Genomic DNA, 19,673 nt, shown 5'->3' on the forward strand with positions numbered 1-19,673 from the left:
GGGTCCCCGCCCGCCGCGCCGGGTGGCGGTTGGGGGTCAGCCGAGGCGCTCCTGTTGGCGTCCGCTGCCGCCCTGGTGCTGACCTTCGCGGGCGGGGGCCTGACCGGCCCTGCGGCGCTGGTCGCCCCGGACTGCTGGGCGTGGTGGTGGGGCTCCTGCTCGGCCACCTCGTGGCCCTCGGCGTTCGCCGGGCTGGGTCGGCGGCTGCTGGCGCGAGGCCGGATGCCGTGGGCCCTCGGGCTGCTCGACGCCGCCCGCAGCCCCTCGACCCGACGGGTCGTGGCGGTGGTGACCGTGGCCGCCGCGATCGCGGTCTTCTCGGCCGATGCCCTGATGCTGATCGGGGCGCGCAACCGGGCGAGTGCCGCGGAGCAGGAGGCGGGAGCGCGGATGGTCACCTACGTCGAGGGGGCCGACGTGGTGGGCGTCCGGGACGCGCTCACCGCCGCCGACCCCGACGGGGTCGACACGACGCCGGTGGTGCGAGTCTCGGCGCCGGGCGCGGGTGCCGTCGAGACGCTCGCGGTCGAGCCCGACTCCTTCCGTTCCGTGGCCCTGTTCCCCGGTGCGGCGCCCTCCGAGGCGCTGTGGAACCGACTGGCCGCGCCCGACAGCTCGCCGATCGCCCTGGTGGGCTCTCGGGCGTCACTGGAGGTCCGCGGCTCATCGCTGACGTCGGTTCTCATCGGGGGGCGGCGCTCTGCGGTCGCCGTGGGGCTGGATCTCCTGGGTGACGCCGGCCGTGCGGTCCACGTGGAGCTGGGCCGGATCGCTCCCGCCCAGCGCCACGCGACCCTGACCGCGGCGGTGCCGTGCCGGCAGGGGTGTCAGGTCGTCGGACTGTGGTTCGGCAGCCTGCCGGGCGCCCGGGTCCGGGGAGCCGCCACGGTGTCGGCGCTGACGCAGCTCCCCGCCGGCACGCGAGTCGAGCTGGGGTCGGCCGTGCACTGGTCCGGCGACGACGGCGACGGCCCCGCCCCGGTCACGCTCACCGACGGCGCCGAGGGGCTGGACGTCCGGGTGCGCGGTGACGGAGGCGCCGTGCTGTCCGCCCGCCACGACTGGGTGCTCAGCGAGGTCCCGGTGCTGGCGACCACGAGCCTGAGGCAGCCCGTCGACACCGCCACCACGATCGCCGGACTGGACGGGGAGGACCGCGCGGCCCGGGTGGCAGGACTGCTGACCCGGGTCCCCGGATCGGCTCGGCAGATGTACGTCGCCAACCTCGACACGATGCTGCGTGGCCCCGCGGCGGGGCCGACGGCGCGGGTCGAGATCTGGTACGCCCGGGCAGACCCCGAACTGCGGCGCCGGGTGCTGGCCGCTCTCGACGAGCGCGGCATCCGCGCGTCCGGCACCACCAGCCTCGACGACGTACGCCGAGGTTACGACGAGTCCGCGTCGGCCTGGAGTCTCCAGCTGGCGGTGCTGGTCGGCGCGGCCTCCCTGCTCATCGCGTTGCTCGTCCTCGTGGTCAGCGCGGCGAGCAGCTGGCGACTGCGCACCCGAGACCTGGCAGCGTTGCGGATGACCGGCGCCGGCGCAGCGATGTTGCGGCGCTCGGCCGTGGTCGGCCAGCTGCCGGCCGTGCTGGTCGCCGGGGTGGTCGGCGGGGCGGCCGGTGCGCTCGGGGCTCGGCTTGCCATGCCGCTCGTTCCGCTGTTCGCGACCCCGCCCGAGGTCTCGACCCTGGACCTGCACACTCCCTGGGCGGGAGTGGCCGTGGTGCTCGCCGGAGTGCTCGCCGGTCTGTCCGTGGGGAGCCTGCTGATCGGTCGTGCGCTGGCGAGAGCGGCGGACGTGTCGCTGCTGCGGGAGTCGGTCCCGTGAGCGCCCTGAGCACCACGCCGGGGGTCGGGGTCCGCACCCGGGGAGTCGTGGTGATCTACCGCTCCGAGGGCCATGAGGTCGCGGCGCTGTCCGGCGTCGACCTCGACGTCGGCCCGGGTGAGCTGGTGGGCCTGCTGGGACCGTCCGGTGCGGGGAAGTCCACGCTGTTGAGCCTGCTCGCCGGGCTGCTACGACCGAGCGCGGGCAAGGTGTTCGTCGGCGCCCGTGAGCTCTCGAAGGCCTCGCTCGCCGAGCTCGACGAGCTGCGGGCCGGAGAGGTGTCCCTGATGCTCCAGGGGGCCGGCCGCAACCTGCTGCCCTACCTCACCCCGCTGGACAACGTGCGGTTCGCCCAACGGGCAGCGCGCCGTCGCGGCCGGGAGCTCCCGTCTCCCGCCGAGGTGCTCGCCGGGCTCGGCCTCCAGGAGCAGGCGGAGCGTCGGCTCACGGAGCTCAGCCCCGGCCAGCTCCAGCTGGTGGCGCTGGCGGTGGCGCTGGCCGCCCGGCCGGGACTGCTGCTCGCGGACGAGCCGACCAGCCAGCTGGCCCACGGGGCTCGTGACCTGGTGCTCGAGCAGCTCGGCCGGGTCACCAGGGAGCTCGGGACCACCGCGATCCTGGTCACCCACGACCCCGCCGTGGCCGCCGTACTGCCCCGGACGATCACCATCCGCGACGGCCGGGTGGGCGGTGAGGGGCGCCATGGGGAGGAGTACGCCGTGGTCACCCCCGACGGGTTCCTTCCGCTGCCTCCCCACGTGCGCGAGGAGCTGGAGCCCGGGACTCTGGTGCGGTTCCGTCATCACGAGGAGGGCTACCTGCTGCTGCCCGAGCTCGAGGACCCGACGGAACGGGGAGCCGGCGATGAGTGAGCTCCGGGCGCACGGCCTGACCGTCCGCTACGGCGACCTCGTTGCGCTGCGCGACGTGGATCTGACGGTCGCGCCAGGGTCGCTGCTGGCCGTCACCGGGCCGTCGGGGGCCGGCAAGTCGACACTCCTGTGGGCGCTGGCCGGCGCCGTCGCCGTCGCCTCCGGTCGGGTGGTGCTCGGCGACCACGAGGTGACGGGCCGCGAGCACGCCGCGGCACTCGGCATCGGCCTGATGCCCCAGGGCAACGGCTTGGCCTACTCGCTGACGGCGGCGGAGAACATCCTGGCCCCGCTGCTGGCGGCGGGCGTGGCGCCCACGGACGCGCGGGACAGGTGCCTGGCCGCGTTGGGACTGGTCGGGGTCGAGGAGAGCGGAAACCACCTCGTCGACGAGCTCTCCGGCGGGCAGCAGCAGCGGGTGGCGCTCGCGCGAGCGCTCGCCGCGCGCCCCGCCGTCCTGCTCGCGGACGAGCCGACCAGCGACCTCGACGCCGCCAACCGTGACCGGGCGCTGGCGCTGCTGCGGGCCGAGGCCGCGCGGGGCGCCGTCATCGTGATGGCGACCCACGACCCGGAGGCGGCAGCCCAGGCCGATGCGGAGCTCAGCCTCGACGAGGGGGAGGCCACGCTGAGCCGGTAGGCCGGACTCGGTCAGGTGTGCTCGAGGGTGCGCGCGCCGGGGTCCAGCGAGGGGTCGACCGCGCCGGGGACCGGCGACGGCAGGTCGGCCTGCGGGCGGGGCTCGGGGACCGGCAGGCGCTGTAGCTGCTTGAGCATCTCGGCCTCGATCAGCAGCGGGATGAAGTCGCGGATGGGGCGGCCGTCGAAGTCACGGTGGCAGCGCTCCACCAGGTGGGTGATCTCCATGGGGTCGACGTCGGGGAAGCGCGAACGGAGCCGCAGGATGACGCGGGAAACTGCCTCGGCCTCGTCATGGGATCGCATATCGCCATTGAACCGCCGAGCCCCCGGCCGGACCAATGCTGTTCACCGACTGTTCACTTTGCACGGCGGTGGCGGACGTCACTCGATCAGGGGCCGAGGCGGAGGGGCTGGCGTGTAGGCCGGGTTCTGTCCCGGCGCCGCCTGGCGGCGACTCCGGTGGCGACCATCCATCTGGGGCGACCGTTGCCGGCCGCCTCGTGCGGTCTACCCGCGCACTCGGGCGGGCCGCCCTCGAACGTGCGCGCGCCCCGGGCCTCGCGACCCGGGACTTCTTGACCTTGCTCCTGGTGGGGTTTGCCGAGCCACGCCGGTCACCCGGCGCGCTGGTGGTCTCTTACACCACCGTTTCACCCTCACCGCCCGGCGGACCGGGCGGCAGTCTGTTCTCTGTGGCACTGTCCCGCAGGTTGCCCCGGGTGGGTGTTGCCCACCACCGCGCCCTGTGGAGCCCGGACCTTCCTCGACCCGCCGCACGTCGTACGACGGGCCGCGGTCGCCCGGCCAGCCCCTCCGCTGGGTCCAGCGTAGGCGGTCCCCGCGGGTGGGGCTACCCGCGCGGATGGGCAGCGATTGTGCGGAAAGTGCGGCGTGGTGTCGCCGATTCGCGACGTTTGTGCCGAAACGACAGCAAGCCCGGGCGACCACCCACCACCTCGAGTGCCCCTGGCCGAAAGCGGGTACCTTCCCCCCATGAGCGACACCGAGCAGGAGTTCTGGTTCTGCCTCACCCATCACGCGGTCGAGGGCGAGGAGGGGTGCCGCAACGCCGACCGGCTCGGGCCCTACCCGACCCGCCAGCAGGCGGCCAGGGCGCTCGACATCGTCGAGGAGCGCAACGAGGCGTGGGACAACGACCCGAAGTGGAACGACGACGCCGAGCGATGAGTCCGGGGTCGCGTCGCTGACCCGAGTCGCCGGCTGCTCAGCGCCGGCGGACCCGTTTGCGGGTCTCGGCGGCCATCTCCGTGGCCATGTCGCCGGCGGTCCGGGCCTGCTTGAGCGCCTCGGTCACCGCCGCGGTCACGGCCTTCTGCAGGGTCTGCGCGAACGCGTTGGACGCGACCTCGGCGGCCACCCGCTCGGCCACGTCACGGGCGATCCTCTCCGCGCTCTGCTCGGCCGACCGGAGCGCGGCGGAGGCCTGCTCGACGGTGGCCGCCGCCGACGGGGTACGCCGGCCGCGTCGAGGCGGCGGGGGAGCGCTCGGCGCGGCGGCACCGGGCAGCTCGGTCACCGAGGCCATGCCCGGGGACGCCTTCGCCGCCTTCGGTGCCGCCTTCTTCGGTGCCGCCTTCTTCGGTGCCGCCTTCCTGGTGGCCGCCTTCTTCGGCGCCGTTCTTGACCGCCTTGTTCGGGGCGGCCTTCGTGGCCGGCTTCTTCGCGGTCCTCTTCGCTGGAGCGCTCGTCGCCGCGGGGGCGGTGGTCTTCTTCGCCGGGGTGTCAGCCATGCCCGACACGCTGCCGCAGGCGGACCCGGCTGTCCACCACGGCGGGCTCACCGGCCCGCGACGCCGACGTCAGAACGTGTGCTCGGGCCCCGGGAAGGTGCCGGCGCGGACATCGTCGGCGTAGGCGCGGGCAGCCTCGGAGATCACGCCGTGCAGGTCGGCGTACTGCTTGACGAACCTCGCCATCTTGCCGGTGCGCAACCCGAAGGCGTCCTGCCACACGAGCACCTGTCCGTCGCACTGGGCGCCGGCGCCGATGCCGATGGTGGGGATAGCCAGCTCGGCGGTGATCTCGGCGGCCACGTCGCCGGGCACCATCTCCATCACCACGGCGAAGGCGCCGGCCTCCTGCATCGCCCGGGCGTCGTGGCGGACCCGGTCGGCGGCGCTGCCGCGGCCCTGCACGCGGTAGCCGCCCAGGGTGTGCTCGCTCTGCGGGGTGAAGCCGATGTGCGCCATCACCGGGATGCCGTTGGTGGTCAGCTTCTCGACCTGGGCCGAGATCTCCGCGCCGCCCTCGACCTTGACGGCGTGCGCATCGGCCTCCTTCATGAACCGCACGGCGGTGTCGAAGGCCTGCTCCGGCGAGCGCTGGTAGGAGCCGAAGGGCAGGTCGGCCAGCACCAAGCCGCGCTTGGCGACCCGCGACACGGCCCGCACCAGCGGGATCAGCTCGTCCACCGTCACCGGGATCGTGGTGGCGTTGCCGTAGACGTTGTTGGAGGCCGAGTCGCCGATGAAGAGGATGTCGATGCCGGCGTCGTCGAAGATCGACGCGGTGTACATGTCGTAGGTCGTCAGCATGGTGATCTTCTCGCCGCGCTCCTTCATCTCACGCAGATGATGGGTGCGGACCCGCTTGACGACGGGCGGCCCGCCGGCGCCGGTGGCGTAGGGGGCAGTGGTCTCGGTGCTGGGAACGGGCTCGGACATGGCGCTCCTCCCCGGACGGGGCGTGACTCGCGGCTCCCGGATGGAGTCCACGGACCGCTCCACGCTAGCCGGGGGCGCGCCGTGCGTCGCGGTGACGGTGGTCACGTCGCCGCTCGGCGCCGGTCGGTCCGGCCCGAGAGGTCAGACCCAGGCCTGCCAGCCGTCGTACCTGCCGCCGAGGACCTGGGCCAGCCCGGTCAGCTCGCCGCGTGCCTCGGTCACCGCCTCGGGGGTGAGCAGCACGCCCTCACGGAGGGCCTGCACGATCCAGCCGGGGCCGATCGGGTTCTCCACCATCTTGGCGGTGTACGCCGGCTCGAGCCGCTCGGTCGCCTCCTCGGCCGCCTCCCGCGCCTCGAACCACAGGAAGTGGCTCCAGGAGTAGGCGTGCCGCAGGCCGTCGTCCTCCGCGAGCACCTCCAGGCGCGCGTCGTCGTCCGGATGTCCGGTGTTGAACATCCGGACCGGCGCCGGGCGTCTGCGAAGGGAACGCATGGCCTCGATGGAAGCACGAAGGCGTCCGTCGCGTCCCGGGAATCGTAGACTCACGAGCGTGGACTTCACCTCGGCCTACGCCCAGGGCTTCGCGCGGGTCGCGGCCTGCACGGTGCCCGTCGCGGTCGCGGACCCGCGGGCCAACCTCGCGACGGTGCTCGCCGAGGTGCGCGCCTGCCACGACGAGGGCGTCGCGGCCGCGGTGTTCCCCGAGCTCGCCCTGAGCGGCTACGCCATCGACGACCTGCTTCTCCAGGACACCCTGCTCGCCGAGGTCGAGGAGGTGATCGGCGAGCTCGCCGAGGCCACCGCCGACCTGCTGCCGATCGTGGTGGTCGGCGCGCCGGGTGCACGGCACCCGGGTGCTCAACTGTGCGGTCGTGGTGCACCGCGGGCGGGTGCTGGGTGTCGCGCCGAAGTCCTACCTGCCGACCTATCGCGAGTTCTACGAGCGCCGCCACTTCGCGCCCGGGGACGACCGACGCGACTCCTGGGTGCGGCTCGGCGGCGAGGACGTGCCGTTCGGGCCCGACCTGGTCTTCGACGCCGTCGACGTCCCTGGCCTGCGCCTGCACGTCGAGGTGTGCGAGGACACCGTGGGTGCCGATCCCGCCGAGCGCCGAGGCGGCGCTGGCCGGCGCCACGGTGCTGGCCAACCTGTCGGGCAGCCCGATCACGGTGGCCCGCGCGGAGGACCGGCGGCTGCTGGTCCGTTCGGCCAGCGCGCGGTGCAACGCGGCGTACCTCTATGCCGCGGCGGGCCAGGGCGAGTCCACGACCGACCTGTCGTGGGACGGCCAGACGATGGTCTACGAGTGCGGCGACCTGATGGCGGAGTCCGAGCGGTTCCCCGACGGGCCGCGGCGCAGTGTCGCCGACGTCGACCTCGACCGGATCCGGCAGGAGCGCCTGCGCCAAGGCACCTTCGACGACAACCGGCGCACCCACGACGAGCGGACCCGTGAGTTCCGCATCGTCGAGCTGGAGCTGTCGCCGCCCGCGGGCGACCTCGGGCTGCGCCGCAAGGTCGACAGGTTCCCGTTCGTGCCCGACGACCCCGAGCGGCTGGCGCTCGACTGCTACGAGGCCTACCACATCCAGGTCGCCGGGCTGGAGCAGCGGCTGCACGCGATCGGCCAGCCCAAGGTGGTGATCGGCGTCTCGGGCGGCCTCGACTCCACCCACGCGCTGATCGTCGCCGCGAAGGCGATGGACCGGCTGGCGCGCCCGCGCGGCGACATCCACGCGTTCACGATGCCGGGCTTCGCGACCTCCGAGGTGACCAGGTCCTACGCCACCCGGCTGGCGAAGTCGCTCGGCGTGACCTTCGAGGAGCTCGACATCCGCCCCGCGGCCCGGCAGATGCTCGACGACCTCGATCATCCCTACGCCGACGGCCAGCCGGTCTACGACGTCACCTTCGAGAACGTGCAGGCCGGACTGCGCACCGACTACCTCTTCCGGCTCGCCAACCACCGCGGCGGCATCGTGCTCGGCACCGGCGACCTGTCCGAGCTGGCGCTCGGCTGGTGCACCTACGGCGTCGGTGACCAGATGTCCCACTACAACGTCAACGCCGGAGTGCCGAAGACGCTGATCCAGCACCTGATCCGCTGGGTCGCCGACTCCGACCAGTTCGGCGAGGACACCAACGCGGTGCTCCGCGAAATCGTCGACCACGAGATCACTCCGGAGCTGATCCCCGCCGAGGACGGGGCGAAGCCCCAGTCCACCGAGGCGAGCGTCGGGCCCTACGCGCTGCAGGACTTCACGCTCTACCACGTCGTGCGTCGCGGCTACCGGCCCCGCAAGATCGCCTTCCTGGCCTGGCACGCCTGGCGCGACGCCGCCGCGGGGGAGTGGCCGCCGAACTTCCCCGACGACCGCCGTCGCGCCTATGACCTGGCCGAGATCCGCGAGTGGCTCCAGGTGTTCGTCCGCCGGTTCTTCGCCAGCCAGTTCAAGCGCTCCGCGCTGCCCAACGGGCCCAAGGTCAGCGCCGGCGGCACCATGTCGCCCCGCGGGGACTGGCGGATGCCCTCCGACGCCTCCGCCGCCGCCTGGCTGGCCGACCTCGAGGACCACGTCCCCACCTCCCTGTGACGACATGCCGGGAATGGCCCCGCGAGATGCCGGGAATGGCCCCGCGAGATGCGGGGAATCGCCCTGCGACATGCGGGGAATGGCCCCGCGACATGCGGGGAATGGCCCCGCGAGATGCGGCTGAGGGCTCTTCCTTGACCCTGACACCGTGTGAGGCCCTCGACTGGGAGTCGTCATGTTGACCATCGGAGAGTTCGCCCGGCTGGCCGGGGTGTCGGTGCGCATGCTGCGCCACTACGACGCCCTGGGCCTGCTGCCGCCCGCGGAGGTGGACCGGTTCTCCGGCTATCGCCGCTACCGGCCCGGCCAGCTGCCGCGCGCGCACCAGCTCGTCGCCCTCAAGGAGCTCGGGTTCACCCTCGAGCAGGTCGGCGAGCTGCTCGACCAGACCGCGCCCGACCAGGTGCGCGGTCTGCTCGAGACGCGCAAGCGGGAGCTGGCCGACCAGATCGGCCGCGACACCGGCCGGCTGGCCGAGGTCGAGCGACGCCTCCGACTCATCGAAGGAGACAGTCAGATGCAGTTCACCCTCACTTCCCTGCCCGAGATCCGGCTCGCCCAGCTCACCGGCGAGGTCACCGAGCAGCCTGAGATCGCCGGCGTGATCGGCCCGCTCTTCGAGCGCCTGGTCGCTGCGTACGACGGCCGGCTGCCCGGCCGCTCCGTCGCGTGGTACGCCGGCGACGGAGACCGGCTGCGCCTCGCCGCCGCCGTGGAGGAGCACGGTGAGGCGCCTCCCGGCGTCGAGACGGAGACACTCCCCGCGGTCGCGCGGGCCGTCGTGACGACGTACCGCGGCCCGATCAGCGGGATCGGTGACGCCTGGCAGGCGCTCGGTGCGCACCTCGCCGAGCATGGGCACCAGCCCGCCGGCATCTGTCGGGAGATCTACCACGTGATCCATCTCGACGGCGCCCACGACGAGGTGATCGAGCTCCAGCAGCCGGTGGCCTGACCGGTCCGCGCCTCAGTTGTGGACACGTGGGTGGACCACTACCCGCATCTCGTGCCGCCATGACCCGCATGTCGTGCCGCCATGACCCGCATGTCGTGCCGCCATGACCGGCATGTCGGGAGACCATTTCCCGCACCTCGTGTCGGGACACGCCTGCGAAACATCCCTGCGACATAGTGGGGCCATGGGCAAGCAGGAAGACTTCGTGCTGCGGGCGCTCGAGGAGCGTGACGTGCGGTTCGTGCGGCTGTGGTTCACCGACGTGCTGGGGTTCCTCAAGTCGGTGGCGGTGGCACCCGCGGAGCTGGAGGGGGCCTTCGACGAGGGCATCGGCTTCGACGGCTCGGCCATCGAGGGCTTCGCGCGGGTCTACGAGGCCGACATGCTGGCCAAGCCCGACCCGTCGACGTTCCAGATCCTGCCGTGGCGCGGCGAGGGGCAGGCGACCGCCCGGATGTTCTGCGACATCGTGATGCCCGACGGCAGCCCCTCGTACGCCGACCCGCGCCACGTCCTCAAGCGGACCCTGACCAGGGCGGCCGACCAGGGGTTCACCTTCTACACCCACCCCGAGATCGAGTTCTACGTGTTCCGCGACTCCCCGCAGCCCGGCCAGGAGCCGGTGCCGGTCGACCGGAGCGGCTACTTCGACCACACGGCGCAGTCGCAGGGCGCCGACTTCCGGCGCGAGGCGATCACGATGCTCGAGTCGATGGGCATCTCCGTGGAGTTCAGCCACCACGAGGGCGGGCCGGGCCAGCAGGAGATCGACCTGCGCTACGCCGACGCGCTGACGACCGCTGACAACGTGATGACGTTCCGGACCGTCATCCGGGAGGTGGCGCTCGGTCAGGGCCTGTGGGCCAGCTTCATGCCGAAGCCGTTCACCACCCATCCCGGCTCCGGGATGCACACGCACGTGTCGCTCTTCGAGGGCGACCGCAACGCGTTCTTCGAGGCCGGCGCGGAGTACCAGCTGTCCAAGACCGGGCGTCAGTTCATCGCCGGCATCCTCACCCACGCGGCGGAGATCACCTGCGTCACCAACCAGTGGGTCAACAGCTTCAAACGGCTGATGGGCGGCGGCGAGGCGCCGTCGTACATCTGCTGGGGACACAACAACCGCTCGGCCATGATCCGGGTCCCGATGTACAAACCTTCGAAAGTCAACTCAACACGCATCGAACTGCGTACGATCGACGCAGCCTGCAACCCGTACCTCGCGTTCGCGGTGGTCCTGGCGGCGGGCATGAAGGGCATCGAGGAGGGCTATGAGCTGCCCCCCGGAGCGGAGGACGACGTGTGGTCGCTGACCGAGCGTGAGCGCCAGGCCCTGGGCATCGAGCCGTTGCCCCGGAGCCTGCAGGACGCCATCGGCGTTGCCGAGCGTTCTGAGCTGCTTGCCGAGACCCTCGGCGAGCACGTCTTCGACTTCTTCCTGCGCAACAAGCGTCAGGAGTGGATGGAGTACCGCACCCAGGTGTCCGCCTTCGAGCGAGACAGGATGTTGCCGGTCCTATGACAGTTCAAGCCCTCGGCGTGGACAGGGTCCACGGATACCCCCGCGTGGTGGTCGAGCCACTGCTGTGGCTGGTCGTCACCACCGGGGTGGTCTGGACCGCTGTCGCCTTCGACGTCCACTCCGCCGTCGCCGGCGGAGTCGCGCTGCAGCCGCGACTCGGCGTGATCTCGGCCGCGATGGCCGTGGTGCTCCTCGTCAACGGCGTCGCCGCGCTGCTCTTCGCCTCGAGCCCCGGCTCGGTGTCCCGCTCGCTGGCCATGCTCGCCGGCCTGGGCCTGATCATCTCCGGGTGGGCCATCAACCGGATCGACCAGATCGAGTTCGCCACGCGGCACAAGCTGATGTGGGGCTTCATGCTGGCCGGGATCGCCCTGACGCTGCTGGCCTCCGTCAAGTGGCGGGTCGTGCCTCCACCTCCGGGTCAGGAGCGTGGTTGGCCGGTCTTCGCGGCGATGATCGCCCTGGCGTTCGCCGCCGTGGTGCTCGGCTACATGTGCTTCCGCACCTTCGACCAGGGGTTCGTGGCGGTCCCCAAGCGGGAGACCGCCGCGTGGACCGACCTGCTGCCCTGGTGGATGCTGTTGGTGGGCGTCCTCGGCACCATGGAGCAGGTCTGGAGCCAGCGCTGGCTGGCCGCGGCCCTGACGCTGGTGGGTGGCGCGGTGCTGGCGGCCGGCATCGCCCCTGCCTGACGAGCGACTCACGAGCGACCCGAGGGACCGCCAGGCCACGGCCGGGCCACGGCGCGCCCGCTAGATTGCGGCTGTGACCACCAGCCATCCGCGCATCCTCGTCGTCGAGCACGAGGCCGACGACCCCCCGGCCTGGTTCGGCGTCTGGCTCGAGGGCGCCGGCTGCGACCTGCACGTGTGCCAGCCCTGGGCCGGCGACGCGCTCCCCACCGGCCTCGACGGGTACGCCGGCCTGCTGGTGATGGGTGGCTGGATGAGCGCCCACCACGACGCCGAGGTGTCGTGGCTGGCCGGGGTCAAGGACCTGGTCCGCGAGGCGGTCGCGGCGCGGATGCCGATGTTCGGCATCTGTCTCGGCCACCAGGTGGCGACCGTCGCGCTGGGTGGGACCGTGGTCGTGAAGAACCCGACCGGTCAGCAGATCGGGCTGTTGCCCGTCGCGTGGACCGACGCCGCCGCGGGCGACCCGTTGTTCGGTGCCGTCGCCACCGGCCCCGGGGAGCCCCCGCGCCGCGGCATCCACTGGAACAGTGACATCGTCAGTGAGCTGCCGCCCGGAGCGAGCCTGATGGCGACCGCGCCCGGCGGCGAGATCCAGGCGGCGCGCTTCGCCGACGCCGCCTGGGGCGTCCAGTGGCACCCGGAGATCGACGAGCCGCTGCTGCGTCGCTGGGTCGACGAGGAGCCGGACCAGCCTCGCGAGGCGGGCGTCGACGCCGACCAGGTGCTCGCCGAGGTGGAGGCCGCTCGGGCCGAGCTCGACGCGGCCTGGCGGCCCCTGGCCGAGCGGTTCGCGGCCCTCGTGACGGCGTACTCCACCGCGGCGGTCGCCGCCCGATGACCCCCCGCGAACCCGACAGCGCGACCAGCCGTCAGGCGCTGCTCCGCTGGGGGTTCCACGACGTCGAGGCCGCCCAGCAGGGCCTCGCCACGCTGGGGGAGGTCCGCGAGCCGCTGGTCGCGATGTTCGGCCGCGCCGGCGACCCCGACCTGGCGCTGTCGGGGCTGCTGCGCCTGGTCGCCGCCACCGACGAGCCCCAGGACCTCCGCGACGCCCTGATGGAGGACGAGGGCCTCGCGATGCGGCTGCTGCTCGTGCTCGGGGCCAGCCAGGCGCTGACCGACCACCTGGTCCGGCACCCCGACCAGTGGCGCGAGCTGTGCGACCCTGCGCTCGGGTCCACCCGTCCCGCGGCCTACGCCGTCCGCGCGGCGCTGCTCACCGCCGTCGGCGCCGAGCCCTGCGACGAGGTGCCCGTGGCCACCCTCGGACCGACCCAGGCGGCCGATGCCCTGCGCGTGGAGTACCGCCGGCACCTGCTGCGGCTGGCCTCCCGCGACCTGGCCCACCACCTCTCGGTCGACGACGCGGCCGCCGAGCTCTCCGACCTGGCGGCCGGCACCCTCGACGCCGCGCTCGCCGTCGCCCGGGCCCGGGTCGGCGAGGCGGCGGCCGACGCGCGGCTCGCGGTCCTGGCGATGGGCAAGTGCGGTGCCCACGAGCTCAACTACGTCTCCGACGTCGACGTCATCTTCGTCGCCGAGCCGGTCGAGGGTGTGGACGAGGCGGCCGCACTGCGGGCGGCCACCCAGCTCGCGGCGACGCTGATGCAGGTCTGCTCCGACCAGACTCCGGAGGGCACCATCTGGCCGGTCGACGCCAACCTCCGTCCGGAGGGCCGGCAGGGACCCCTGGTCCGGACCCTGGCCAGCCATCGCGGCTACTACGAGCGCTGGGCCAAGACCTGGGAGTTCCAGGCCCTGCTCAAGGCCCGACCGGTTGCCGGCGACCTCGCGCTCGGACGCGCCTTCGTCGAGATGGTCGAGCCGTTGGTGTGGAGCGTCGCCGAGCGGGACGGCTTCGTCACCGACGTCCAGGCGATGCGGCGCCGGGTGGTCGACCACATCCCGAAGACGGAGGCCGAGCGCCAGCTCAAGCTGGGCTCCGGCGGGCTCCGCGACGTCGAGTTCGCCGTCCAGCTGCTGCAGCTGGTGCACGGCCGCGCCGACCCACGGGTGCGGCCGGCCACCACCCTCAGCGCGCTCGCGGAGCTGACCCGGGCGGGCTACGTCGGTCGCGAGGACGGCGACGCGCTGGGCGAGGCCTACGCGTGGCTGCGCACCTTGGAGCACCGGATGCAGCTCTTCCAGCTCCGGCGCCTCCACGTCGTCCCCGAGAACGACGACACGCTGCGGCGGCTCGGCCGGACCCTGGGCTATCTGAAGGATCCCGTCGAAGCCCTCGACAAGGCCTGGGCCCACCACCGCCGGGAGGTCCGGCGACTGCACGAGAAGCTGTTCTACCGCCCCCTCCTGGAGGCGGTGGCCAGGATCCCCGGCGAGGAGGCCCGGCTCAGCCCGGAGGCCGCCGAGGAGCGGATGGCCGCGCTCGGCTACCAGGACCCACCCGCAGCCCTGCGTCATCTGGAGGCGCTGACCAGCGGGCTCTCCCGCACCGCCGCGATCCAGCGGACCCTGCTGCCGGTCATGCTCGAGTGGTTCGCCGACGCGCCCGACCCCGACGCCGGCCTGTTCGGCTTCCGCAGGATCAGCGAGGCTCTCGGCCGGACCCCGTGGTACCTCAAGACCCTGCGCGACGAGGGCCAGGTGGCCGAGCGGCTGGCCCGGCTGCTCGCGACCTCGCGCTATGCCACCGACCTGCTCGAGCGTGAGCCCGACGGTGTCCGGCTGCTCGGCGGCGACCTGGAGCCGCTGACCTCCGAGGCCATCCTGCAGGAGATGCGCTCCCTCGCCGGCCGCCACGACTCCGCCGAGGGAGCGGTCCGGGCGATCCGGGGCATCCGGCGCCGCGAGCTCTTCCGGATCTCGGCCGGCGACCTGCTCGGTCTCGTCGACGTGGCCGACGTCGGGGCGGCCCTCTCGCGGCTCACCGACGCCACGCTGGAGGCCACGCTCGCCGTGGTCGAGCGCGCCGAGACCGAGGCGCGTGGGCTCGAGTCGCCGCCGACGCGGATGGCGCTGGTCGCCATGGGCAGGTACGGCGGCTTCGAGCTGGCCTACGCCAGCGACGCCGACGTGATGTTCGTCCACGACCCGCAGGAGGGCGCCGACCCGCAGCAGGCCGCGGCGTACGCCCTGGCCGTGGCCAACGAGCTGCGGCGGCTGCTGGCGCTGCCCGCCACCGACCCGCCGCTCGAGGTCGACGCCGACCTCCGGCCCGAGGGTCGGCAGGGGCCGCTGGTGCGCACCCTGGAGGCCTATGCCGCCTACTACGCCAAGTGGTCGAAGGTCTGGGAGTTCCAGGCCCTGCTCCGCGCCGATGCCGTGGTGGGCGACGCCGACCTCCGGGAGCGGTTCACCGCGCTGATCGACCCGTTGCGCTTCCCCGCGGGCGGCCTCGACGAGGCCGACATCCGTGAGGTGCGGCGGATCAAGGCGCGGGTCGACAACGAGCGGCTGCCGCGGGGCGCCGACCCGCACACCCACCTCAAGCTCGGTCGCGGGGGGCTCGCCGACGTCGAGTGGACCGCCCAGCTGCTCCAGATGCGACACGCCGGTGCCCATCCGTCGCTGCGCAGCACCCGCACCGTCGAGGCACTCACGGCCGCGGGGGCGGCGGGTCTGCTGGCCGCCGCCGACGTCGACGCGCTGGTGCGCGCCTGGCGCCGGGTCAGCCAGGTGCGCAACGCGATCACGCTGGTGCGCGGCAAGCCGTCGGACCAGCTGCCCCGCGACCCTCGCGAGCGGGCCGCCCTGGCCTCGGTGCTGGGCTACCCGCCCGGCTCGAGTGACCGGATGCTCAACGACTACCTCCGGATCACCCGCCAGGCCCATGACGTGGTCGAGCGGGTCTTCTGGGGCTGACCGCGGGCCGATCGGTGCGCCTCCGACGCCACCAGGAGCTGGCGCTGTCCGCCCTCGAGGCCGCCTGGTCGGCGGGCCGGCGTCGCGCCTGGGTGGAGCTGCCGCCCGGCGCGGGCAAGACGCTGGTGGGGCTGGAGACCGTCCGCCGGCGGCTCGCCGACGGCACGGCCGATGCCGTGGTGGTGCTGAGCCCCAACACGGCGATCCAGCAGCAGTGGGAGCGCGAGGCGCGCCGCCTCGGGCTGGAGTCCGACGTGGGTCGCGACCTGAGTGCCACCCTCACGTCGCTCACCTACCAGTCGGTCGCGGTCTTCGACCCCGACGCCGAGGTCGGCGACGACGCGGCGGTCGAACCGCTGCTGGCGCAGCTGCACCGCAACGGCCGGGCGCTGCTCGACCGGCTCGCCGCCCGGGGCGACCTGCTGCTGGTGCTGGACGAGTGCCACCACCTGCTCGAGGTCTGGGGGCGGCTGCTCGCCGAGGTGCTGGCCGTGCTGCCGCGAGCGCGGGTGCTCGGGCTCACGGCCACCCCGCCGGCCACGATGACCGCGAGCCAGGCAACGGTGGTGGCGGAGCTCTTCGGCGACACCGTGTTCGAGACCTCGATCCCCGCCGTCGTCCGCGAAGGCGACCTGGCGCCGTTCCTCGAGCTGGCCTGGCTCACCACGCCCACCGCGACGGAGGGCCAGTGGCTCGACGACCAGGCCGCCCGCTTCCACGAGCTGGTGCATCGACTGACCGACCCGGCCTTCGGCTCGGTGTCGTTCCTGTCCTGGCTGGACTCGCGCGTCCTCGCCGACGAGGTGCCCTGGGCCGAGCTGGTGGCCGCCGAGCCCGACCTGTGCCGGGCGGCCCTGCGGATGCACCATGTCGGTCTGCTCGGGCTCCCGCGTGGTGCCCGGGTCACCGAGGCGCACCGTCAGGAGCCGACCGCCGACGACTGGGTCGCCCTGGTCGACGACTGGGCGCGCGGGCACCTGGTCGCCTCGGCCGACCCGGCCGACGCCGAGGTCGCCGAGGCGATCCGCCGGGCCCTGCCGTCGGTGGGCTACCAGTGGACCCGGCGCGGCATCCGTCGTGGCCGATCGCCGGTGGACCGGGTCCTGGCGCGCTCGGACAGCAAGGCGCTGGCGACCGTCGAGATCCTCGACCACGAGCACGGTGTGCTCGGTGACCGGATGCGGATGCTGGTGCTCTGCGACCACGAGCGGGCCACGGCGACGCTGCCCGCCGACCTGACCGGGGTGCTGAGCCCGGGAGGCCGGGTCGGCACTGGCACTGGTCGCTCGTCTGGTCACGGACCCGGCGACCCGCGGGTTGCGCCCGCTGCTGGTCACCGGGTCGACCGTGGCCGGAGAGCTCGAGGTGCTCGAGGACCTGCGCGCCGCCGTCGCGGTCGGCGACCCGTCGCTGGCGGCCGGGCTGGTCGTCGCGGCGCACGGCGACGGCCTCAGCGTCCTGGAGGGGTCCTGGTCGAGCCGGCAGTGGGTCCCGCTCGTGACGGCGTACCTTGCGGGGGGTGGGTGCCAGGTGCTGGTCGGCACCCGGGCGCTGCTGGGGGAGGGCTGGGACGCCCCGTGCGTGACCGGCCTGGTCGACCTGACGGCGGCCACCACGGCCACCAGCGTCGTGCAGACCCGCGGCCGGGCGCTGCGCCTGGACCCGACCTGGCCGGAGAAGGTCGCCGTCACCTGGTCGGTCGTGTGCGTCGCCGAGCAGCACCCCAAGGGCGACAACGACTGGCAGCGCCTGGTCAGGAAGCACGAGGGCTTCTTCGCGCTGGACGGCGAGGGCGAGATCGTCGACGGGGTGGCCCACCTGGACGACTCCTTCTCGCCCTTCGCAGCGCCCGCCGCCCGGGAGTTCGGCGAGGTCAACGCCCGGATGGTGGCGCGCAGCACCGGCCGCGCCACGCTCGCGGCGGGCTGGCGCGTCGGCGAGCCCTACGACGACCACGTGGCGCGCACGGTGCGGGTGCTGCCGGACCGCCCCCGGGAGTGGGGGACCGACCAGCAGCCCCCGGCGGTCCGGGTCGGCCCGACGCGGGTCCCGGCCCGACGGGGGCCGCTGGCCGCCGCCGTGATGGGCGTCGGCGCGGCCTCGGCGGGTGTCGGCGCGGTGGTCGCGGCGGGCTACCCGCCGGTGGTCGTGGCTGCCGCGACCGGAGTCCTCGCCGCCGTCACCACTCTCGGCGGCCTGCGTGAGGTCCGGCGCGGCCGACGGCTGGTCGCCGAGGCCGGCCGCCGGCCGAGCATCCGGCAGGTGGCCAACGCGGTCGCCGACGGGCTCCGCGAGGCTGGTCTGGCCACGCGCGGGGCGGAGGCGGTCTCGGTGTGGCTCGACGCCGAGGGGGTCTACCGATGCTCCCTCGAGCACGTCGACGAGGCGGCCTCGCGGCTGTTCGGCGAGGCGCTCGAGGAGGCGCTCGGACCGGTGGCCGACCAGCGCTACCTGGTGCCGCGCTGGGTGATCCTCGACGGCGACGCGTCCGTCGGCCGGGCGCTGCGCGCCGCGGCGGGCCTGCTGGCGCCCGACGGGGAGGTGTGGCATCCGGTGCCGAGCGCGTTGGGCGTCAACGCCCGCCGCGCGCAGGGCTACGCCCGGGCCTGGCAGCACTGGGTCGGCGGGGGAGAGGCGCTCTACACCGGCTCGCCGGAGGGTGCCGGCGTGGTCGCGGCGCAGCTCGGCGACGACCCGTTCGCCGTGACGTCGGTGATGCGACGGCACTGGTCGTGACCGCCGGCCCGCCACGCGTCCACGGATGCGGACTGACGCGGGCCGCCGACGTACGGTGGTGCCCATGACTCGTCTCGGGACCCGCGTGGCGCTGGCCGGCCTGTCGTCCTTCGCGCTCGCGGGCGTCGCACCGGTCGCCCCGGCCTCGGCGGCCTCCGACACCGTCGTCAGCATCACCTTCAGCGACGCCACCGACGGGCAGTCGATCACGTCGGTCGGCAATGCGGGGAGTGGGACCACGGACCAGTCGGTGGTGACGGCCAACGGGGGCGCGTTGACGGCGCACTGGTCGCACATCAAGTCCGGGCTCGCCGCGCGCTACCCGGCCTACGACGGCACCGCGAAGGGCGCCCGGGCGGTGGTGGCGGTCACCAACGCCGGCAGCACCGATGTGCTGTCACCCGGGAGCGCGGCCTTCACCTTCGGCGCCGACGCCAAGCTCGACGACGCCAGCACCGGGACGGCCAACGACAACGGCAACAACCTGGTGCAGCGCGGCTTGGCCACCCAGACCGCGCAGTACAAGCTCCAGCTCGACGGCCCTCGGTTCTCGTGTCGGGTCAAGGGCGACGACGGCACGCTGATGGTCACCTCGACCCTCACCACCCGGACCAAGCGGTGGTACCACGCGACCTGCAGCAGGCGTACGTCGGCCCAGGGCGACTCCCTGGTGCTGCGGGTCCGGCGGGTCCACAGCGACGGCACCCGAGGGCCGGTGCGTCGGACGATCTCCGCCACCGGTCCGGTCGGCTCGCTCACCTTCGCGGCGGACACGCCCTTCTCGGTCGGCGGCAAGCTGCAGGACGCCACCACGGTCGCCACGCCGTCCGACCAGTGGAACGGCGTCGTGGACAGTGCCTTCCTCAGGGTCAGCTCGTAGCGCCGACGAGTCGCAACCGCACGTCCGTCAGCCCCTCGGGAGGCACGGTGAGCGTGCCCGGGCGTAGCCGCATCCCGGGGCCGCCCGGCGTCACGGAGACGGCGTAGGTGCCGGGCGGGAGCCGCGTGGTGAAGGCGCCCCGCGCGCCCAGCGGGATCCGGGCGACCACATCGCCGTCGTGGGAGAGCACCAGCTGTCCTGCCACCACCGGCGGGTCACAGGGCTCGTCGGGGAAGCAGGAGGCGGCCACCGCCGGCACCTCGACGGTGCCGCTGACCGGCACTGCTGCCGGGCTGGCGCTGTCGGTCACTGATCCTCCCGGTGGGGCGCTCGGCGTGGGCGAGGGCGCGTCGCCACACGCCGCCACCGACCAGCTGAGCAGGGCCACGAGGACGACCGAGCGCGGCGCGGACCTCCCCATGCCTCGAACCTAGCGC

The 19,673-nt window shown here is 73.6% G+C and carries 16 protein-coding genes, 1 other RNA gene and 2 pseudogenes; 13 read left to right on the forward strand and 6 right to left on the reverse strand.

The window, feature by feature from the left end; genetic code table 11:
- Positions 1 to 54: 54 nt before the first annotated feature.
- The 3 genes from R2740_RS10460 to R2740_RS10470 are packed head-to-tail and all read left to right on the forward strand — an operon-like array spanning position 55 to position 3,342.
- A complete protein-coding gene (locus R2740_RS10460) occupies positions 55 to 1,830 on the forward strand; it encodes an FtsX-like permease family protein (protein WP_371302615.1) in 1,776 nt (591 codons plus the stop codon).
- The gene (locus R2740_RS10465; RefSeq protein ID WP_371302616.1) at positions 1,827 to 2,702 is read left to right on the forward strand and encodes an ATP-binding cassette domain-containing protein; all 876 of its coding nucleotides are present in this window, start codon (positions 1,827 to 1,829) and stop codon (positions 2,700 to 2,702) included. The genes R2740_RS10460 and R2740_RS10465 overlap by 4 nt, the downstream gene beginning before the upstream one ends.
- Complete coding sequence (locus R2740_RS10470; protein WP_371302617.1) at positions 2,695 to 3,342, forward strand: ATP-binding cassette domain-containing protein; 648 nt, start codon at positions 2,695 to 2,697, stop codon at positions 3,340 to 3,342. The genes R2740_RS10465 and R2740_RS10470 overlap by 8 nt, the downstream gene beginning before the upstream one ends.
- Positions 3,343 to 3,353: 11 nt before the next feature.
- On the opposite strand, the gene R2740_RS10475 is transcribed toward R2740_RS10470, so the two are convergent.
- Both R2740_RS10475 and rnpB read right to left on the reverse strand, forming a co-directional pair.
- Positions 3,354 to 3,647 (reverse strand): three-helix bundle dimerization domain-containing protein, encoded by a 294-nt coding sequence (locus tag R2740_RS10475; protein WP_371302618.1) that lies wholly within the window; start codon positions 3,645 to 3,647, stop codon positions 3,354 to 3,356.
- Positions 3,648 to 3,746: 99 nt separating this feature from the next.
- Positions 3,747 to 4,156: RNase P RNA component class A (gene rnpB / locus R2740_RS10480), an RNA gene on the reverse strand.
- 181 nt (positions 4,157 to 4,337) lie between these two features.
- Between rnpB and R2740_RS10485 the strand changes: the two genes are divergently transcribed.
- A complete protein-coding gene (locus R2740_RS10485; RefSeq protein ID WP_371302619.1) occupies positions 4,338 to 4,532 on the forward strand; it encodes a hypothetical protein in 195 nt (64 codons plus the stop codon).
- Between the two features lie 37 nt (positions 4,533 to 4,569).
- Here R2740_RS10485 and R2740_RS10490 read toward each other — a convergent pair whose 3' ends face one another.
- From R2740_RS10490 to R2740_RS10500, 3 genes are all read right to left on the reverse strand, one after another.
- Positions 4,570 to 4,890 carry a hypothetical protein gene (locus tag R2740_RS10490; protein ID WP_371302620.1) on the reverse strand — a complete coding sequence of 107 codons (321 nt, stop codon included), beginning with the start codon at positions 4,888 to 4,890 and terminating at the stop codon, positions 4,570 to 4,572.
- A 274-nt stretch (positions 4,891 to 5,164) separates the two neighbouring features.
- A complete protein-coding gene (gene panB / locus R2740_RS10495; protein WP_371302621.1) occupies positions 5,165 to 6,028 on the reverse strand; it encodes a 3-methyl-2-oxobutanoate hydroxymethyltransferase in 864 nt (287 codons plus the stop codon).
- Positions 6,029 to 6,169: 141 nt separating this feature from the next.
- Positions 6,170 to 6,523, reverse strand: coding sequence for a ribonuclease E inhibitor RraB (locus R2740_RS10500; RefSeq protein ID WP_371302622.1), 354 nt, complete (start codon positions 6,521 to 6,523; stop codon positions 6,170 to 6,172).
- Between the two features lie 7 nt (positions 6,524 to 6,530).
- Here R2740_RS10500 and R2740_RS10505 point away from each other — a divergent pair.
- The 9 genes and pseudogenes from R2740_RS10505 to R2740_RS10545 all read left to right on the forward strand — a co-directional run bounded on the left by R2740_RS10505 (position 6,531) and on the right by R2740_RS10545 (position 19,236).
- Positions 6,531 to 8,626, forward strand: a pseudogene (locus tag R2740_RS10505) (NAD(+) synthase).
- A 175-nt stretch (positions 8,627 to 8,801) separates the two neighbouring features.
- Entirely contained in the window at positions 8,802 to 9,581 is a 780-nt protein-coding gene (locus R2740_RS10510) for a MerR family transcriptional regulator (RefSeq protein WP_371302623.1), read from the forward strand.
- Positions 9,582 to 9,765: 184 nt separating this feature from the next.
- Complete coding sequence (locus R2740_RS10515) at positions 9,766 to 11,103, forward strand: glutamine synthetase family protein (RefSeq protein WP_371302624.1); 1,338 nt, start codon at positions 9,766 to 9,768, stop codon at positions 11,101 to 11,103.
- Positions 11,104 to 11,147: 44 nt separating this feature from the next.
- The gene (locus R2740_RS10520; RefSeq protein ID WP_371302625.1) at positions 11,148 to 11,795 is read left to right on the forward strand and encodes a hypothetical protein; all 648 of its coding nucleotides are present in this window, start codon (positions 11,148 to 11,150) and stop codon (positions 11,793 to 11,795) included.
- 73 nt (positions 11,796 to 11,868) lie between these two features.
- Positions 11,869 to 12,636: a type 1 glutamine amidotransferase gene (locus tag R2740_RS10525; protein WP_371302626.1), complete on the forward strand. Its 768-nt coding sequence runs from the start codon at positions 11,869 to 11,871 to the stop codon at positions 12,634 to 12,636.
- Entirely contained in the window at positions 12,633 to 15,620 is a 2,988-nt protein-coding gene (locus R2740_RS10530; RefSeq protein WP_371302627.1) for a bifunctional [glutamine synthetase] adenylyltransferase/[glutamine synthetase]-adenylyl-L-tyrosine phosphorylase, read from the forward strand. The genes R2740_RS10525 and R2740_RS10530 overlap by 4 nt, the downstream gene beginning before the upstream one ends.
- A 14-nt stretch (positions 15,621 to 15,634) precedes the next feature.
- A pseudogene (locus tag R2740_RS10535) lies at positions 15,635 to 16,102 on the forward strand (DEAD/DEAH box helicase); the annotation flags it as partial.
- Between the two features lie 865 nt (positions 16,103 to 16,967).
- Positions 16,968 to 18,356, forward strand: coding sequence for a hypothetical protein (locus R2740_RS10540; protein WP_371302646.1), 1,389 nt, complete (start codon positions 16,968 to 16,970; stop codon positions 18,354 to 18,356).
- Between the two features lie 64 nt (positions 18,357 to 18,420).
- Positions 18,421 to 19,236, forward strand: coding sequence for a hypothetical protein (locus R2740_RS10545; protein ID WP_371302628.1), 816 nt, complete (start codon positions 18,421 to 18,423; stop codon positions 19,234 to 19,236).
- Here the strand turns inward: R2740_RS10545 and R2740_RS10550 are convergent.
- Positions 19,226 to 19,657, reverse strand: a complete 432-nt coding sequence (locus R2740_RS10550; RefSeq protein WP_371302629.1) for a hypothetical protein — start codon at positions 19,655 to 19,657, stop codon at positions 19,226 to 19,228. The two genes, R2740_RS10545 and R2740_RS10550, sit on opposite strands and share 11 nt — an antisense overlap.
- Between the last annotated feature and the right edge of the window lie 16 nt (positions 19,658 to 19,673).

It is taken from the genome of Nocardioides sp. (assembly GCF_041393715.1).
Lineage (GTDB): Bacteria > Actinomycetota > Actinomycetes > Propionibacteriales > Nocardioidaceae > Nocardioides.

What these genes read in the sequence shown, in the direction of transcription:
- R2740_RS10470 (WP_371302617.1), top strand. Translation starts at nt 2,695, where the DNA reads ATGAGTGAGCTCCGGGCGCACGGCCTGACCGTCCGCTACGGCGACCTC.
- R2740_RS10475 (WP_371302618.1), bottom strand. Translation starts at nt 3,647, where the DNA reads ATGCGATCCCATGACGAGGCCGAGGCAGTTTCCCGCGTCATCCTGCGG.
- R2740_RS10485 (WP_371302619.1), top strand. Translation starts at nt 4,338, where the DNA reads ATGAGCGACACCGAGCAGGAGTTCTGGTTCTGCCTCACCCATCACGCG.
- R2740_RS10490 (WP_371302620.1), bottom strand. Translation starts at nt 4,890, where the DNA reads ATGGCCTCGGTGACCGAGCTGCCCGGTGCCGCCGCGCCGAGCGCTCCC.
- panB (WP_371302621.1), bottom strand. Translation starts at nt 6,028, where the DNA reads ATGTCCGAGCCCGTTCCCAGCACCGAGACCACTGCCCCCTACGCCACC.
- R2740_RS10500 (WP_371302622.1), bottom strand. Translation starts at nt 6,523, where the DNA reads ATGCGTTCCCTTCGCAGACGCCCGGCGCCGGTCCGGATGTTCAACACC.
- R2740_RS10510 (WP_371302623.1), top strand. Translation starts at nt 8,802, where the DNA reads ATGTTGACCATCGGAGAGTTCGCCCGGCTGGCCGGGGTGTCGGTGCGC.
- R2740_RS10515 (WP_371302624.1), top strand. Translation starts at nt 9,766, where the DNA reads ATGGGCAAGCAGGAAGACTTCGTGCTGCGGGCGCTCGAGGAGCGTGAC.
- R2740_RS10530 (WP_371302627.1), top strand. Translation starts at nt 12,633, where the DNA reads ATGACCCCCCGCGAACCCGACAGCGCGACCAGCCGTCAGGCGCTGCTC.
- R2740_RS10545 (WP_371302628.1), top strand. Translation starts at nt 18,421, where the DNA reads ATGACTCGTCTCGGGACCCGCGTGGCGCTGGCCGGCCTGTCGTCCTTC.
- R2740_RS10550 (WP_371302629.1), bottom strand. Translation starts at nt 19,657, where the DNA reads ATGGGGAGGTCCGCGCCGCGCTCGGTCGTCCTCGTGGCCCTGCTCAGC.